Annotated in this window: 18 protein-coding genes; 15 read left to right on the top strand and 3 right to left on the bottom strand. The window is 35.8% G+C overall.

The window, feature by feature from the left end:
* Window positions 1–58: 58 nt before the first annotated feature.
* The 7 genes from JHT90_RS09905 to JHT90_RS09875 all read left to right on the top strand — a co-directional run bounded on the left by JHT90_RS09905 (window position 59) and on the right by JHT90_RS09875 (window position 4,061).
* The gene (locus JHT90_RS09905; protein WP_201090617.1) at window positions 59–310 is read left to right on the top strand and encodes a hypothetical protein; all 252 of its coding nucleotides are present in this window, start codon (window positions 59–61) and stop codon (window positions 308–310) included.
* Window positions 310–546 carry a hypothetical protein gene (locus tag JHT90_RS09900; RefSeq protein WP_201090616.1) on the top strand — a complete coding sequence of 79 codons (237 nt, stop codon included), beginning with the start codon at window positions 310–312 and terminating at the stop codon, window positions 544–546. Before JHT90_RS09905 ends, JHT90_RS09900 begins: the two co-directional genes overlap by 1 nt.
* Before the next feature lie 4 nt (window positions 547–550).
* Window positions 551–2,110, top strand: coding sequence for a portal protein (locus tag JHT90_RS09895; protein WP_201090615.1), 1,560 nt, complete (start codon window positions 551–553; stop codon window positions 2,108–2,110).
* Between the two features lie 11 nt (window positions 2,111–2,121).
* The gene (locus tag JHT90_RS09890) at window positions 2,122–2,346 is read left to right on the top strand and encodes a Bbp19 family protein (RefSeq protein WP_201090614.1); all 225 of its coding nucleotides are present in this window, start codon (window positions 2,122–2,124) and stop codon (window positions 2,344–2,346) included.
* Window positions 2,336–3,124, top strand: a complete 789-nt coding sequence (locus JHT90_RS09885; RefSeq protein ID WP_201090613.1) for a hypothetical protein — start codon at window positions 2,336–2,338, stop codon at window positions 3,122–3,124. Before JHT90_RS09890 ends, JHT90_RS09885 begins: the two co-directional genes overlap by 11 nt.
* 164 nt (window positions 3,125–3,288) lie before the next feature.
* Window positions 3,289–3,645 carry a hypothetical protein gene (locus JHT90_RS09880; RefSeq protein WP_201090612.1) on the top strand — a complete coding sequence of 119 codons (357 nt, stop codon included), beginning with the start codon at window positions 3,289–3,291 and terminating at the stop codon, window positions 3,643–3,645.
* Between the two features lie 62 nt (window positions 3,646–3,707).
* Window positions 3,708–4,061: a hypothetical protein gene (locus tag JHT90_RS09875; RefSeq protein WP_201090611.1), complete on the top strand. Its 354-nt coding sequence runs from the start codon at window positions 3,708–3,710 to the stop codon at window positions 4,059–4,061.
* Between the two features lie 122 nt (window positions 4,062–4,183).
* Here the strand turns inward: JHT90_RS09875 and JHT90_RS09870 are convergent, their stop codons facing one another.
* Window positions 4,184–4,312, bottom strand: coding sequence for a DUF2388 domain-containing protein (locus tag JHT90_RS09870; RefSeq protein ID WP_201090610.1), 129 nt, complete (start codon window positions 4,310–4,312; stop codon window positions 4,184–4,186).
* A gap of 159 nt (window positions 4,313–4,471) precedes the next feature.
* Here JHT90_RS09870 and JHT90_RS09865 point away from each other — a divergent pair, with 159 nt between their 5' ends.
* Window positions 4,472–4,882: a hypothetical protein gene (locus JHT90_RS09865; RefSeq protein ID WP_201090609.1), complete on the top strand. Its 411-nt coding sequence runs from the start codon at window positions 4,472–4,474 to the stop codon at window positions 4,880–4,882.
* Between the two features lie 302 nt (window positions 4,883–5,184).
* Window positions 5,185–7,887, top strand: coding sequence for an aconitate hydratase AcnA (gene acnA, locus JHT90_RS09860; protein ID WP_201090608.1), 2,703 nt, complete (start codon window positions 5,185–5,187; stop codon window positions 7,885–7,887).
* A 296-nt stretch (window positions 7,888–8,183) separates the two neighbouring features.
* On the opposite strand, the gene JHT90_RS09855 is transcribed toward acnA, so the two are convergent.
* Window positions 8,184–8,765 (bottom strand): LOG family protein, encoded by a 582-nt coding sequence (locus JHT90_RS09855; RefSeq protein ID WP_201090607.1) that lies wholly within the window; start codon window positions 8,763–8,765, stop codon window positions 8,184–8,186.
* Between the two features lie 325 nt (window positions 8,766–9,090).
* Here JHT90_RS09855 and JHT90_RS09850 point away from each other — a divergent pair, with 325 nt between their 5' ends.
* Window positions 9,091–10,074, top strand: a complete 984-nt coding sequence (locus JHT90_RS09850; protein ID WP_201090606.1) for a hypothetical protein — start codon at window positions 9,091–9,093, stop codon at window positions 10,072–10,074.
* A 62-nt stretch (window positions 10,075–10,136) separates the two neighbouring features.
* Here JHT90_RS09850 and JHT90_RS09845 read toward each other — a convergent pair whose 3' ends face one another.
* Window positions 10,137–10,364 carry a hypothetical protein gene (locus JHT90_RS09845; protein ID WP_201090605.1) on the bottom strand — a complete coding sequence of 76 codons (228 nt, stop codon included), beginning with the start codon at window positions 10,362–10,364 and terminating at the stop codon, window positions 10,137–10,139.
* Window positions 10,365–10,764: 400 nt separating this feature from the next.
* Here JHT90_RS09845 and JHT90_RS09840 point away from each other — a divergent pair, with 400 nt between their 5' ends.
* The 5 genes from JHT90_RS09840 (at window position 10,765) to JHT90_RS09820 (ending at window position 15,340) form a co-directional block, all read left to right on the top strand.
* Window positions 10,765–12,540 carry a DUF262 domain-containing protein gene (locus tag JHT90_RS09840; protein ID WP_201090604.1) on the top strand — a complete coding sequence of 592 codons (1,776 nt, stop codon included), beginning with the start codon at window positions 10,765–10,767 and terminating at the stop codon, window positions 12,538–12,540.
* A gap of 33 nt (window positions 12,541–12,573) precedes the next feature.
* Window positions 12,574–13,239, top strand: a complete 666-nt coding sequence (locus tag JHT90_RS09835; protein WP_236253905.1) for an EcsC family protein — start codon at window positions 12,574–12,576, stop codon at window positions 13,237–13,239.
* A gap of 70 nt (window positions 13,240–13,309) precedes the next feature.
* Window positions 13,310–13,813 carry a hypothetical protein gene (locus JHT90_RS09830; protein ID WP_201090603.1) on the top strand — a complete coding sequence of 168 codons (504 nt, stop codon included), beginning with the start codon at window positions 13,310–13,312 and terminating at the stop codon, window positions 13,811–13,813.
* A gap of 3 nt (window positions 13,814–13,816) precedes the next feature.
* Window positions 13,817–14,155 (top strand): hypothetical protein, encoded by a 339-nt coding sequence (locus JHT90_RS09825; protein ID WP_201090602.1) that lies wholly within the window; start codon window positions 13,817–13,819, stop codon window positions 14,153–14,155.
* Between the two features lie 285 nt (window positions 14,156–14,440).
* Complete coding sequence (locus JHT90_RS09820) at window positions 14,441–15,340, top strand: phage capsid protein (RefSeq protein ID WP_236253903.1); 900 nt, start codon at window positions 14,441–14,443, stop codon at window positions 15,338–15,340.
* Window positions 15,341–15,357 lie beyond the last annotated feature (17 nt).

The following is a 15,357-nucleotide window of genomic DNA, read 5'->3' as shown; positions in this document are numbered from 1 at the left end:
GTTGGAAAACTGACCAGATAGTTAATCCACACTAAAACCCTCACAAGAGGGTTTTTTTATGTCTATATATCAAGCAAAGCACAAAGCACGTGGCCGATATGGTGTGCTTACTCCTAGTAATCAATGGTTGGCAGATTTTTTGGGGTCAAAACAGCAAGCCATTGTCAAAGCTGAACAACTTAATCAACAAATTCAATCTGATAACCAACCAAAGGTTGTGAAAGCAACCAATTCAATGGTTTCTAATAAAGCTCGCAAATTCCATTTTACCCTGACAAAAGAGGGTTGGTTAAATACAGGAGAAAAATAATGGGTGGAGCAAAAAAAGCATTAAAAAAAGCAGCAGGCTTAGTGGGCTTAGGTGGTTCACCAAAAACACCTGAGGTAGTACAACGTGATCCGCAAAAAGAAGCTGATGAAGCTGCTAACAAAGCTGCTGAAAAGGCCAATGTAGAACTGGCGCAAAAGAAAAAACAACGTAGAGCAAACAGTTTACTTTCTACAGGTGGAGAAAAAGGTAACGCTAAACAGACATTAGGTGGCTAATACGATGGATAATTTAGCAAATAAAATCAATAGTCGCTTAGAAACACTAAAATCACTCCGTAAACCCCATGAGCAAGTGTGGAAAGAGTGTTTTGATTTTTCATTTCCTGTACGTGGCACAGGCTTTAATAGTGAGGTTGTGAATTCTGCCACTATTCAACGTAAGAAATCACAGTTACTCGACTCCACCTTAACGGACGCAGCACGCACCCAAGCAAGCGCCATTATTAGCGGCCTTACTCCTGCTAATTCCCGTTGGTTTGGTTTGGATGTAGACCGTGCTACTGATGAAGAAAAACGCTGGTTAGATGAATCCGCTGATGTATTGTGGCGTAATATTCACAACTCCAATTTTGATTCAGCCGCTTACGAAGGCAACCTCGATTTAATGAGTGCAGGATGGTTTGCCCTCTATGTGGATAGTGATCGAGAAAAGGGTGGTTTTATTTTTCAGTTATGGCCTATTGCCAGTGTCTACTGTGATAGTAGTCGTGCCGACGAGCAAATTGATATTGTTTATCACAGTTATGAGTTAACGGCAGAACAAGCGGTTAATGAATTTGCTGATGGTTTATCAGAAAAAGTGAGAAAGCAGGCGCAGCGTGATCCCAGTAGTAAAGTTAAATTTGTACATGCCATCTATCCGCGCAAAGGGGGTAAGCTAGGCGAGGTGGCTAAAAAATTACCGATTGCTTCAGTGCATGTGGATTTAGATAACAAACTGATTGTACGGGAAAGTGGCTATAACGAAATGCCTGTAGTCGTACCCCGTTGGATGCAAATTCCACAAAGTGTTTATGCCATTGGCCCTGTTTCCGATGCCTTGCCAGATGCGAAAACACTTAATGAAATTAAACGCATGGAGCTAGCCAATGCTGATTTGGCGATTAGCGGCATGTGGATTGCGCAAGATGATGGTGTGCTAAATCCGCGTACCATTACTGTAGGGCCGCGTAAAGTGATTGTGGCTAATAGTGTGGATAGTATGCGGCCATTGCACAGTGGTGCTGACTTTAATGTGTCGTTTACCAAATGTGAGCAGCTACAAGCGGCTATTCGTAAAATTATGCTGGCGGATCAACTACAACCGCAAAATGGCCCAGCCATGACAGCCACCGAAGTGAATATGCGACAACAATTGATTAGGCAGTTATTAGGGCCTATCTATGGACGGATGCAGGCTGAATATCTACAGCCATTGGTAGAGCGTTGTTTTGGTATTGCCTTTCGAGCAGGTATTTTTTCAGAAGCGCCTGAAACCCTGCAAAATAAATATATCAGTATTAAATATGTTAGCCCAATGGCGCGCGCTCAAAAGTTTGATGAAGTCACCGCTATAAGCAACTTTGTACAAATGACTTTGCAGAACTCGCAGGTTAACCAAGAAGTGTTAGATAACATTGATTTTGATAAAGCCACACGCTTTACAGGCGAAGCATTAGGCGTACCTGCCCAGTTGATTCGTACCGAACAAGAGGTGGCAGATTTAAGGCAACAACGTATAGAAGCAGAGCAACAAGCGCTGCAAGCACAGTTAGCACAACAAGCAATGGCGCAACAGTAAACAGGTGAATAATGAATAAACCAGTGGATGAATTTGATTACCAGCGGCTTTTTGAGCAGACGGTAGGCGGTGAGGCAATTTTAGAAGACCTTGTCACTCGTTTCTCATTGCCGCCTTCTTTTGATGAACATAATGCAGAAATCAAAACCTACTACCGAGCAGGGCAACGTAGCGTTATCGATTTTATTCTTTCCCGTATTAACAGAGCGAATGGAGTATCTGAACATGATGAATAAACTAATCACTTTCTACCAAAACGAAGCCTACAGTGATGATGCTTTAGGCGAGGCAATGAGCGCAGGCTCTGTACTAGCCACTAGCGAAGTTGCACAACCAGAAGGTTTTTTACCTGAAAAATACCAAGTCTTTAACCAAGATGGTAGTGTAGACCTAGAACAAAGCGCCCGTAAATTATCAGAAGGCTATAGCCACTTAGAAAGACGTTTAGGCACAGGTGATATTCCACCTCGCTCAGTGGATGAATATGATGTTGATCTACAGTCTGAACTATTCACCTTTGATGATTTTAAACAAGATCCAGAGAATCGTGAGTTCTTAGGTAAAGCCCATGAACTGGGAATGACTCAAAAACAAGTGGAGTTTGTGTTAGGTGAATATGCAAAACGATTGCCTGAACTGGTACAGGTCGGTAAGGAGCTAAATATTGAAGAAGCTTATCAATCACTAAGCCAAGTCTGGACCAATGAAACAGACTTTAATAAAAATCTGCGCACCGCTTATCAAGCCTTTCAACGATATGCTGCACCAGAAGATTTACAACATATGGATCAAATTGGTAATAATCCTATTGTAATCAAAATACTAGCTAATATTGGTAAAACATTGCAGGAAGATACAGGCATAGGTCGCTCATTAGGCTTTCAACAACAAGATATTAAACAAGTGATGGCTAGTGAAGCTTACCGCAATGCCAACCATCCAGACCATAAGGCGACCCATGAGCGAGTAAAACGCTATTACGAATCCACTTATGGTAATCAAACCATCGCTTAAAATTAATAGACTTAAGCATTTTAAACCCCAGCTAGACTGGGGATTTTTTTGTCAGTAATCAGTAAATTTTAGGTAAATAATTATTTTGTCAGTTTTATATTTGCTATATTTATTAAAACGATTGTTTTTATTTATGGTTGAAAATAATGGTAAGGAGTATTCTAATGAAAAAACAATTAGTGGCACTCAGTTTATTAATAATAATTCCTATGACTTGTTTGGGGTATGGTATAGACACAAATATATTTGGTGGTTATCCAATTTTACGTCACGTTGTCCTCTCGCCAAAGCCAACACAACCATCAAAGATAGTAAATTATATGAATCCAGCAGAGTATAACTATTATAAATCTCGTGTACAGCAGCAATTACAGGATTTAGAGCAATATCTTTTTAGTATTGAGTATGATGAGTTAGAAATGCAAAAAAGTAGAAAAGAAGCCATGCAAGCCATAAAAGATATGAATAAAGAGTTTGCTGAATATGAAGCTAAGTATCAAGAAAAGATAGATAAAGAATAGCTTCTTTGATGGTGAAATATGTGAATCATTTTTAATTAAAAAATAATATCAAGGATTTTATAATGAAAAAACATCGAGTAATATTAAGTTTATTATTAACTATTCCTTTGGTTTGTTTAGGTTATCAAGCTAAGTCAAATATATTTGGTGCATATCCTTCCTATCAGCAAGTACTAGGCCAAAAACCACGAAAACCATCCTATGGTTATTTTTATCTAACGGAATATGAATATAATAAATATAAATCGAATATAGATAGTTATACGCAAAAATTAGAAAAATATATGATCAATATAGAAAATGATGAATTGATGGCAAAACAAAGAAAAATGGAAGCTATACAAATGATTAGAGAAATTAAAAAGGAATATAAGGAATATGAGGATTGGTATAGTAAGAATGTAGAGAAAAAGTAATTATTATGAGGTTCTAGTTAAATTTTATATTTCGTGAATGTTTATTGGAAAAATTAATAAACTTTCTAATATTTTAATGAGAAAGGTTATTACAGAACTTACCAACTTAAAATAGCTTGAGCTTATTGAGTTTCATTCACTAGTGAAGAGGGAATATCTTTTCTTAATTCATTAAAAGCTGCTTCTAAATAAGCGCCATGTACTTCACAATTGGAAGCAATAAAAATAGAGGCATCATTTTTTACATTCACAATAAGTTGATTATTGCTTTTACCACTTGATGCTTCTTAACTTGATGTAGGAAGAATAGTGATCATTAGAGTAATGGCTAGAGAATATATTGTTTAAGCAAAAAGAAAATCAAACTAAATAAAATGGAATTTCACTTAATTAAAAAGGAGAATAAGAAAATGTCAGAATATTTAATGAAAATTGATTTATCAACATTTGCTCAAGACACCCGAAAAGCTAACTATTTAATGTATGATTTAATTCAACAATTAAATAGATCTAATGTGAGTGTTGAACTGCTTAATTTAGAAAGTTTTAATGTAGATGAAATTGGTGTTTATATCATACAACTTTTAAATGAACTACCACTAAAAAATGATGCAGTATCACAAGCTGATTATTTTGTTAAATTAGATTTAGTTAAATTTAAAGACACTGGAAATCTTTTGAACACTGTTTTGCAAGAGGTTTTTCAGAGGAAAGTGAGAGTAGAGTTAGTTAATCCTATTGCGTCACCTGATGATGAATTTGGTTGGATGCTTGATTATGAAACCTTTACGTTTTTACAGTTACTTCCACAAGTAAATTAAAATAAATACTCCTACCCCTGCTTTATCAAAGGGTAGGAGTACTTATTGATTTATCACTTGTAACATATCCCGTTCTTGTTTGTATCAATATTCTAGATAGAAATCCCATTAAATTTTATAGGCTTTACTTAACAACCAATTGTAAAACTTATACTAAAGCAAAATTTAATTTTTGCTGTTTTTCGCTTACTATTTATAACGATTTGAATATTTTAATAAACCAATAATATAAAAAATTTTCAATATATAGCTCATTCAGTTGTCTACAAAAAGCAACGATAACAACTAGAAGGATAAATATTATGTCGTCTTTAAATACCATGCAAAGCCTAACTAGCTTAACGGTTGATAATAAAACTTACCATTATTATTCGCTGGCGGAGGCCGCTAAGCAATTAGGTGATATTAGTGAATTACCTATGTCGATGAAAGTTTTATTGGAAAACTTATTGCGCTGGGAGGATGGTACTACCGTTACCAATGATGATGTTAAGGCGTTAGCTGAATGGTTAAAAGATTGTCATTCTGAACATGAGATTCAATTTCATCCTGCCCGTGTTCTAATGCAGGATTTTACAGGTGTTCCTGCTGTTGTAGACCTAGCCGCTATGCGTTCTGCCATTGCTGCGGCAGGTGGAGATGCTAAAAAAATTAATCCACTTTGCCCCGTCGATTTAGTGATCGACCACTCAGTGATGGTGGATAAATATGCAACGCCAGAAGCTTTTGAAGAAAATGTTGCGAAAGAAATGGAACGAAATGGTGAGCGCTATAGCTTTTTACGTTGGGGGCAAAAAGCCTTTGATAATTTCAGTGTAGTGCCACCTGGTACTGGTATTTGTCACCAAGTGAATTTGGAGTACATAGGGCGCACTGTTTGGACGCAAGAGCAACAAGGTAAAACCTTTGCCTATCCAGATACACTTGTAGGCACTGATTCCCATACCACCATGATTAATGGCATGGGCGTGTTAGGTTGGGGTGTGGGTGGTATTGAAGCTGAAGCAGCTATGTTAGGCCAACCATTATCCATGTTAATTCCCGATGTAATTGGTTTTAAATTAGTGGGTAGATTAAGAGAGGGTATTACAGCCACGGATTTGGTATTAACCATTACCCAAATGCTGCGCCAAAAAGGTGTGGTTGGCAAGTTTGTTGAGTTCTATGGCGATGGTTTAGCTTATTTACCCATAGCAGACCGTGCAACCATTGGTAATATGGCGCCTGAATATGGTGCTACCTGTGGCTTCTTCCCTGTCGATGAAGTGACTATTGATTATTTAAAACTAACAGGCCGTCCAGCGGAGACTATTAAATTAGTAGAGGCTTATTGCAAAGCGCAAGGGTTATGGCGTGAAGCAGGTCATGAACCTAAATTTACAGACACGTTAGTACTGGATATGGGCGAAGTAGAGGCGAGTATAGCAGGGCCAAAACGCCCACAAGATCGTGTTGGTTTATCAAATGTTGGCCATGTATTTAATGATTTTATAAAAGCTCAACCACAAAAAATAGCGTCGGATAATGCAGTGGTAAATAAAGCTGAAGTTGTTGATTATGAAGCGGATGGTCAAACAGAGCAGTTAAAGACAGGGGCTATTGTTATTGCCGCAATTACCTCCTGTACCAACACCTCTAATGCTAGTGTAATGATGGCGGCAGGCTTATTAGCTAAAAAAGCAGTAGCAAAAGGTTTGCAACGTAAACCTTGGGTAAAAAGCTCCTTAGCGCCTGGCTCTAAAGTAGTCACCGATTATTATGACATAGCAGGGCTGACGCCTTATTTAGATGCCTTAGGATTTAACTTAGTGGGCTATGGTTGTACTACCTGTATTGGTAACTCAGGCCCTTTATTAGTGCCTATTGAAGAGGCCATTACGAAAGGCGATTTAACCGTTGCCGCTGTGCTTTCTGGTAATAGAAACTTTGAAGGGCGTATTCACCCATTAGTAAAAACCAACTGGTTAGCCTCACCACCGCTAGTAGTTGCCTATGCTTTAGCAGGTAATATCAATATTGATTTAACTAAAGATCCACTGGGTAAAGATCAGCAAGGTAAGCCCGTTTATTTAAAAGATATTTGGCCTTCTCAACAAGAAATAGCTGAAGCCGTTAAGCTGGTTTCTAGTAGTTTATTTGATAAAGAATATGCAGAAGTATTTGCTGGCGATGAAACATGGCAAGCGATTAAAGTGCCAGAGTCCCACACCTACGAGTGGCAAGCTTCTTCTAGCTATATTCAAAAGCCACCTTTCTTCGATCATATCACAGGCGATTTGCCTACTATCGAAAATATCAAAGATGCACGGGTGTTAGCAGTATTTGGTGATTTTATTACCACAGACCATATTTCCCCAGCAGGTAATATCAAAGCAACTAGCCCTGCAGGTTTATATTTAGAAAGTTTAGGTATTAAGCCTAAAGATTTTAACTCCTATGGTTCACGTCGTGGTAACCATGAAGTGATGATGCGCGGTACCTTTGCTAATATTCGTATTAAAAATGAAATGTTAGGGGGTGAAGAAGGTGGTATCACCATTCATTACCCAGATGGGGTAAGGGAGCCAATTTACGATGCAGCCATGCGTTATAAATCAGAACAAGTACCCTTAATCGTGATTGCAGGCAAAGAATACGGTAGCGGCTCATCCCGTGACTGGGCAGCCAAAGGCACTAACTTATTAGGGGTAAAAGCGGTTATTGCAGAAAGCTATGAACGTATTCATCGCTCAAACCTAGTGGGTATGGGTGTATTACCACTACAATTTGAAGAGGGTCAAAACCGCAAAACACTTATGATAACAGGTGATGAGCTAATAACTATTAGTGGTTTAGAAGGCAAACAGCTAAAACCCCGTATGCCCTTAACCCTACATATTAAACGCAGCGATGGTACTACGGCTCAAGCCTCTGTAATTTGTCGTATTGATACCTTAAACGAGGTGGAATACTTTAAAGCTGGCGGTATCTTGCACTACGTATTAAGACAGCTATTAAAGTCCTAAAGCATATCTAGTTAGAAGGTAGTGATAAACTACTTTCTAGCTAGACCAATATTATAAATTTGATTTTGATATTTAATTAGTTGTTGAAATTTCAAAAAACTGATTGTATATAAGCCTATTGCTTATTAATCCACCCTCAAAATTAATCATAAATAAAATATAACGTGTTAAATAATTACTTATCATAAAGCAAAGCATGGAGTGGTATATAGCTTTATTCTGATTAATTAAATAACTAGCAAAATAATTAAGTGCTAGCTGCTAATAATCTTGCACAGTAGTAATTTATATAGTAATTATATCGGTGGATTAAACCATTTGCTTACGGTTGGGGCTTGGTAGTTTTGCATTTTTTCTAAAAGTTGTTCGGGGTTGCTTTCGCTGATTAGTAGTTGGCGGTGTTCGGGTTTCATAAATTGGGCGGCAATGACGCTATCTAAGAATTCAGTTAATTTATCGTAAAAGCCATTTATATTAAGTACGGCACATGGCTTTTTGTGAAAGTCTAATTGTGACCATGTAAGCATTTCAAATAGTTCTTCAAAAGTGCCCAGCCCACCCGGTAGGGCGATAAAGCCATCGGCTAGTTCGGCCATTTTTGCTTTGCGTTGGTGCATAGATTCAACAATATAGATGTCGGTTAGCTTAGCGTGTGCCATATTGGGTTTATCTGCAAGGCGTTGTGGAATAATACCAATTACTTTGCCACCTGCGGCTAGTGCTGCATCGGCAATTGCGCCCATTAAACCGATGGTAGTGCCGCCATAGATAAGGGTGATATTGTGATTTGCAAGGGTAGTGCCTAGCTGTTTGGCTTGTTCTATATAAATAGGGTTGTTACCTGTATTTGACCCACAAAAAACACAAATACGTTGCATGGTTTTTCTCTTTTTTAATGAGTGTAATTTTTTATTATAGCTTATTTATTTGGCTTGTTTAAGAAGGGGTATGGAGATTGGTTTAGGCGGTTTCTACCCATCAGGTTTGGCTTTATAAAGGTGTGTTATTGGGCGTTTAAGTAGTAGGTTAATAAATAGGATAAGGTAATAAAAGCAGTTTTAAATTATTTGTTTTCAGCAAAAAGAAAAGAAAATTTATATCTCATAAAGTCAAACTTCCATTAAGCAGTATAGGAAAGTAAGTATTAGCCTGTATATATTTAATGGAATGAGAATAAATATTAAAAATAAATGGAGAATATTGATGAAAATAAAAACATTAGTAACGGCTATATTAGGTTTAACCCTTGCGTTACCTACAATGGCAAATACTCATTCTATATCACAAGATAAGTTAGTGGATGAGCAAAAGACAAGATCAGTATTTATGGAAGATGATAATAAAGTATCATCAGATTCTATAGTACCAATGGCTGGCGCAGGTATTGTGTTTACAGGCAGTACAAGTGGCGGTTCAGCTTATTATTTAGATGGTAGAGTTGTGCCATATGCTAATGATTGTTATACAACCATTAGTGGGTCAATGCGTATTATTGTAAATGTTGTAGATGATTTAGGGCAAGTTGACAGTGTAGCCAGTCAAGGCACTACCAATAGGTGGTCGGCTTATAGATTGGATGGTGTCTATAAATGCGGTATTGCTATTAGTTTCCCTAAGTTAAATGGCGCTGGAAGGTATGAGGCGGTTTATGAGAGAAGTGGACAATCGCCAGTAAAAAAAGAAATGGCTTATATGCCAGCTTGTGCTGCATCAGATTTAAATAATTTATATATTTTACGCCGTCCATCTGATACTAATTTTTATATGTCTATAGACTCTAAAGAGTACAGTCGTGCCATTGCAAATGGATTTACAGAGGCGTATGGCATAACAGGAAAAACTTTAAAAAATGATAAGTTTAATGGCACAAGAAAAATTTCAATTGGAATGGAACGTTATAATAATCCAGTAATGACAACCCATGCTGCTTCGATTGATATTCGCGATCAGGAGACCCACCCAGCATGGCAATGGGATGGTTCTTTAGGCCATATTTATACAAAGCAGTATAATGGTACTGTTCCTTTATACCGTGCTTATGGTGAATATAATCCTTCTGATTGGGAAGTAGGTATTGCAACTGATCGTGACTTATTTATGTCGCTAATTTATGGTTCAGGCTGGACTGCTTATGGTACACCAGGTCAACCATATGGTGTTTTAGGTTACGTTTGTTCTGCTAATTAATAAATTGGTTTTAGTTTATGTTTTAAAAGCCCACCATTGGTGGGCTTTTTGTATGCTGATAATTATTTACTAATAGGTTGTGTAAAGCGATTAAATTGTATTTTTACATGGTAGATGGCGTGGTTAAGGGTTGGGTTGGCGCGTTTGGCTAAACAGTCATCGGCTAGTTGGTATATGGCTATATTTAGGTCTTCTAATTCGTCAAGGTTAAGGTAGAGTTGGAGGGTATGAAAAAGTGTAGCGTTTTCTGCTTTTAAATTAAGTAGTTGGTTGTTGTTTTGAAATGGCATGGTTTAGCTCCCTGTGTTATTGGATAACAGGGCTGCCACTAACTTTGCTAAAAATTAGGGGGCAGCCGCACACGGGGTAGAAAACCGACCAGGAAGCTAATCGGCACACCCGAAGGTGTCCCGCGTACGACTGCCATTACAGTTTTGCTAGGCAATAAATACCTAACGCACCAAAATGAAATTTTCGTACGTGTGTACTGTGCCGAGTTTCTACGCTCGGGTTACTGGATTTACAGTAACTTATATAGCATAAGGGGAGTGGGGGGAGGTGTCAATTAATATTGATTTTACAAAAATTAATTAAACAGACTAATAAATTAGACTTTAGTATTAGTTTGTCTAAGACTAATGTCACAATATGTTAATATTTTTACTGATTGGAAATAAGGATATAGAGATAATGATAAAGTCTGCAAATCAAAAGACCGTGCTTGAAGTATTAGGGAAAGATAATAATAAAGATAATTTATATAGAATACCTGATTATCAGCGAGAGTATTCATGGAATAGGGATAATTGGGATAATTTGTATGATGATTTGCGTGGCAATGAAGATGGTTATTTCTTAGGATCTATAATCTGTATAGTTGATGAAAAAGAAGAGTATTTAGAGTTGATTGATGGTCAACAAAGACTTACTTCCATTTCATTATTATTGATGGCATTGTATGAAAAAATAAATGATGTTTTTAAAAATCATGATGATGTAAGAGGAAGAATACAAGATGATATAGACCTTAATGCAAATTGGACAAGTTTACATTTTATGCTTTATATCAGTAAAAAGAAGAAGGCACGTTTGATTTTATCAATGCAAAATAAGAATTATGAAGATTATAATTATTTAATTCAAAAGAACTTTAATAAAACAGATATTTTTCAACCACAAAGTTATTTTAGTAACCGACGATTAGCAAAAGCTTATAGTTATTTTTATGATAGGTTAGGGGAATTTGATAACGAGAATAAATTTAAGACAGTAGAAGATTTATTTGATCTCTTAGATAAAATTATGTCTGCTATGTTAGTTAAAATTGATGTAGGAGATATATCTTCAGCTTTTATTCTTTTTGAAAGTTTAAATAATCGTGGTATGCCTTTAACACCAATTGACTTAATCAAAAGCTCTATTATTGGTCGTATTGGCGGTAATCCAAATGATTCAAATAAAAGATGGCAAATTATTATTAATAATGTTCCTGATTATCCTAATCAAGAAAGATTTCTACGCCATTATTATCACGCTTACAAGCATAGACCAGAAATTGCTGTTAAAAACTTTCCAAAACCTACCAAATCAAATCTTATAAAAATTTATGGTGAGCATATTAATAAAAATGCGAAGTTTATTTTTAACGAGTTAATTAATCAATCAGAGGTCTATAAGAAAATTATCTCACCAGAACTCATGGATACAGATGATAATTATTTTAGATATAGAGAAAAATTAATAGATTTAAAAAGGTTAGGTGTTGTGCCTGCTAATGCATTGATATTGTATTTATTTTCTCAATATCCAACACAGGATCATAGTAGATTATTGGATTATTTAGAAGCTTGGTTTATTCGTCGTCAGTTAACAAATTATCCTGCTACTAATAAATTAGATCAAATATTTATAGATATTATTGAGGCAAATGTTGGAGAAAAATATTTTCCAATAGATGATGCAATTAAACAGCTTAATTTATTAATAACAAATATTTCAGATGAGGATTTTGTAAAAAACTTAACAAGTATGAATTTATATGAGGATTATAGACATCCATTACGTTATTTATTAATTAAACTCGAGAAAATGGAACGTACTAAAGAAGGTAACGTGGATTTTGATGAGTTAGATAAAAATAAAAAACCAATCTGGACAATAGAGCATATTTATCCACAAAAACCTAAAGAAATATTAGTTTGGAATTTTACTGAAGAAGATAGAGAAAAGTATTTACATAGTTTAGGTAATTTGACTCTCACATGTTATAACAACTCATTATCTAATAAATCTTTTGAAGAAAAATATATCAATATTAAAGACAGTAATGGAAAAGATATAGGTTTAAAAAGTGGTACTGTAAAGATAAATAATTTTTTATTAGATGTTACAGAATGGCTGCCTGAACACGTTGAAAAAAGAGGAAAACAGCTAGCTATGAAATTTGCTAAATTATTTAAGATTTAAATAATTTTAATTTTTAAAAGGATCGGTGTAATTATGTCTAATATGAGCAATGAAATAAACGAAGAAAAAGAAGTTTCTAAAATGTTAAAGGTTTTAAATTGGGCTTATAATACAGTTGAAACAGGTTTTACTGGTTTTGATTCAGTAGAGGGATTAGCGAAATCGTATGGAAATAATGGAGAAAATCCGATAGATCAAGTAAATTCCTTGATACGTTGGCAGAATACAAAGGCTGGTACAAGTGGTTTTATTGCTGGTTTAGGAGGTTTAATAACTATGCCAGTGACCATACCTGCCAATTTTGCTAGCGTTTTATTAATTCAAATAAGAATGATTGCAGCTATAGCATATATAGGTGGTTATGATTTAAAAGATGATCAAGTAAAAACCTTAGTTTATGTTTCATTATGTGGATCTGCTGCAAAGGAAATTTTGAAAAATGCAGGTATACAATTGGGAACAAAGCTTACTGTATCGATGATACAGAAATATTTAACAGCAGAAATACTTAAACAGATTAATAAAGCAGTAGGATTTAGACTTATAACCAAAGCAGGCTCAACAGGTGTTATTAATGTTGGTAAAGCTGTTCCATTGATAGGAGGGCTTATTGGAGGTAGCTTTGATCTTTTTACTACTAATATAATTGGTAATACAGCTCGAGATATTTTTATTGTAGGTAATCATTCAATTAAGTAAGTAGTAAAAGTTTATAAAAAGTATTTTTATTATATTTGATAATTGCTGGGTATTTTAAGGACATTTATTAATGAAACGATTTCTAATAACTTGTTTTCTATGCTCATTAGTGCTTATGGTAAAGGCTAATGAGCAGTGTCAAATAAAGCCAATACCTACAGAATATAAAACAGTTAATAATAAGTTTTTATTTAAAAATAGATTAGCGCCTGATCTTATTGTTTATACTGCTAACCCTGAAAGTACCATTATTTCAGGTGATCCTATTCTTATTTTTTCTGATAAAAAATCTATAGGCTTTCAGCAGATTAATGAAAGCTTTGGAAATGAGCAGGAGATACCTAAATTATTAAAAGAAAAATGGGATATTGATTGCAGTAATGCTATTACAGAGATAAGAAAATCAAATTATCAATTATTAATAGCTAATGATGGTAAAACATTGGAAGGGTTAAGTAGAACGACTGTATTTATTATTCCAAAAAATAAGAAGTTTACAGATTACTTTTATCTATTAAGTTTTATTGGTTATACCGATGAAGAAGTGGTGGAAATGCTTATTAAGGATGAGTAAATTATGGCAGAGCAATTGGTTGATTTATATACTGAGGAGGCAGTAAGAACAATATTAACAGCTTGGTATTCTGGAGAAGGAGAAAGTTGGCCTATTAATGATGAGGTTACTTTTCTGGTATTTAAAATAATTGAAAGTTCTAGTAGTTGTTCCTCAGATATTCATAAAGTTCCTACACCAGCAGGGCCAATAGGCACTGCTAGATCAGTCACCACAATTGGTATCGGGTATATTAAGAAGATGATTAAAAATGCAGGTGATGATCAGCATTATCTGTTATGTTTAAAAGGTGCTGCTTTAAAAAGAAAATCAGAAGTCAAGATGAAAGCTTATGGCATTTAGCTGTAGGCAACCCTTTGTTTAAATTAATTATTCTAAGGTGTAATCTATAAATAAATTTTGATGCACTACTCAATAGCTTAAATGAATTTATAAGAAAAATAAGCCTAGTTTTAATCACTTAGTCAGGTTTCCAACCCCGCACCCCTTGCAAAATAACCTTACGACCCAGTATGGCTACTGGATAATCGTGATGCCCATAGTCGTTAGCCGAAGCGGCTATGTTTGGTGGCCTATTTTTTTGAAGTAGATAACCACAAGAAGGTATTAATTATAAGGTTATTTAATATGTCACAAGATTTCACAACTAATAATGGCATGATTACTGCGGCTTTTGCGCAGCAGTTTCACGATGCTTTTGATATTGAGTCACAACAAAAAGAGTCCCGTTTTGTGCAGGCGGTTTATAACCGTGGCAAGATTCAGGGTTATTCTTTTACTGTTAATGATATGGCTTCCATTGAGATGGAGCAGGTTACAGGCCGTTTTGAGGATACTAAGTGGAGTGTACCAGAAACAGGTAATCGCTTAGTAACGATGGCTGATTATGGCTTGCATGTACCTATTGAACCACGGGATTTATCAAAACTTTTAGCTGATCCACAGGGGGCTTATATGGCTAATTTGGTGGCAGCTAATAATCGTTTAAAAGATAAGGTGATTTACCGTGGTTTGTTGGATGCTATTAAACGTAAAACTTCGCAAAACGGTGCGTATGAAGACGCTAAGTTACCAGCAGAACAAAAAATCTTAGCAGGTAATGAGGGTATTACTAAGGCGAAGATTATTAAGGCTAAAGCACTTTTCCGTAAGAATGAGTGTGATGAGAAGATGGGTGAGAAGTTATATATCGCTTATAACGCGGATATGCTGGAAACCATTTTGAATGATACGACGTTAACCAGTGCAGATTTCTTGAAGGTGGAGATGTTGCAGGATGGTGCGGTGGCGACGAATTGGCTTGGCTTTAATTGGGTGCCTTATGAGGCATTAGATAGCTCTGGCGGTGTTTATACGACGGTGGCTTGGTGTTCAAGTGCTGCTCATTTCGGTGCAGGTAATGATTATAAGACTGATGTGGGTGTGCGTCGCGATAAGAACAATGCGATTCAAATTTCTGTGATGTCTTCTTATGGCGCAGGTCGTGCTAATGAGAAGAAGGTAGTCGCTATTGAGTTTGCTGAGTAGTGTTTTTTACTTTGCCT

Source organism: Entomomonas asaccharolytica (assembly GCF_016653615.1).
Taxonomy (GTDB): Bacteria; Pseudomonadota; Gammaproteobacteria; order Pseudomonadales; family Pseudomonadaceae; genus Entomomonas; species Entomomonas asaccharolytica.
This window is presented reverse-complemented; position numbering and strand designations above follow the sequence as displayed.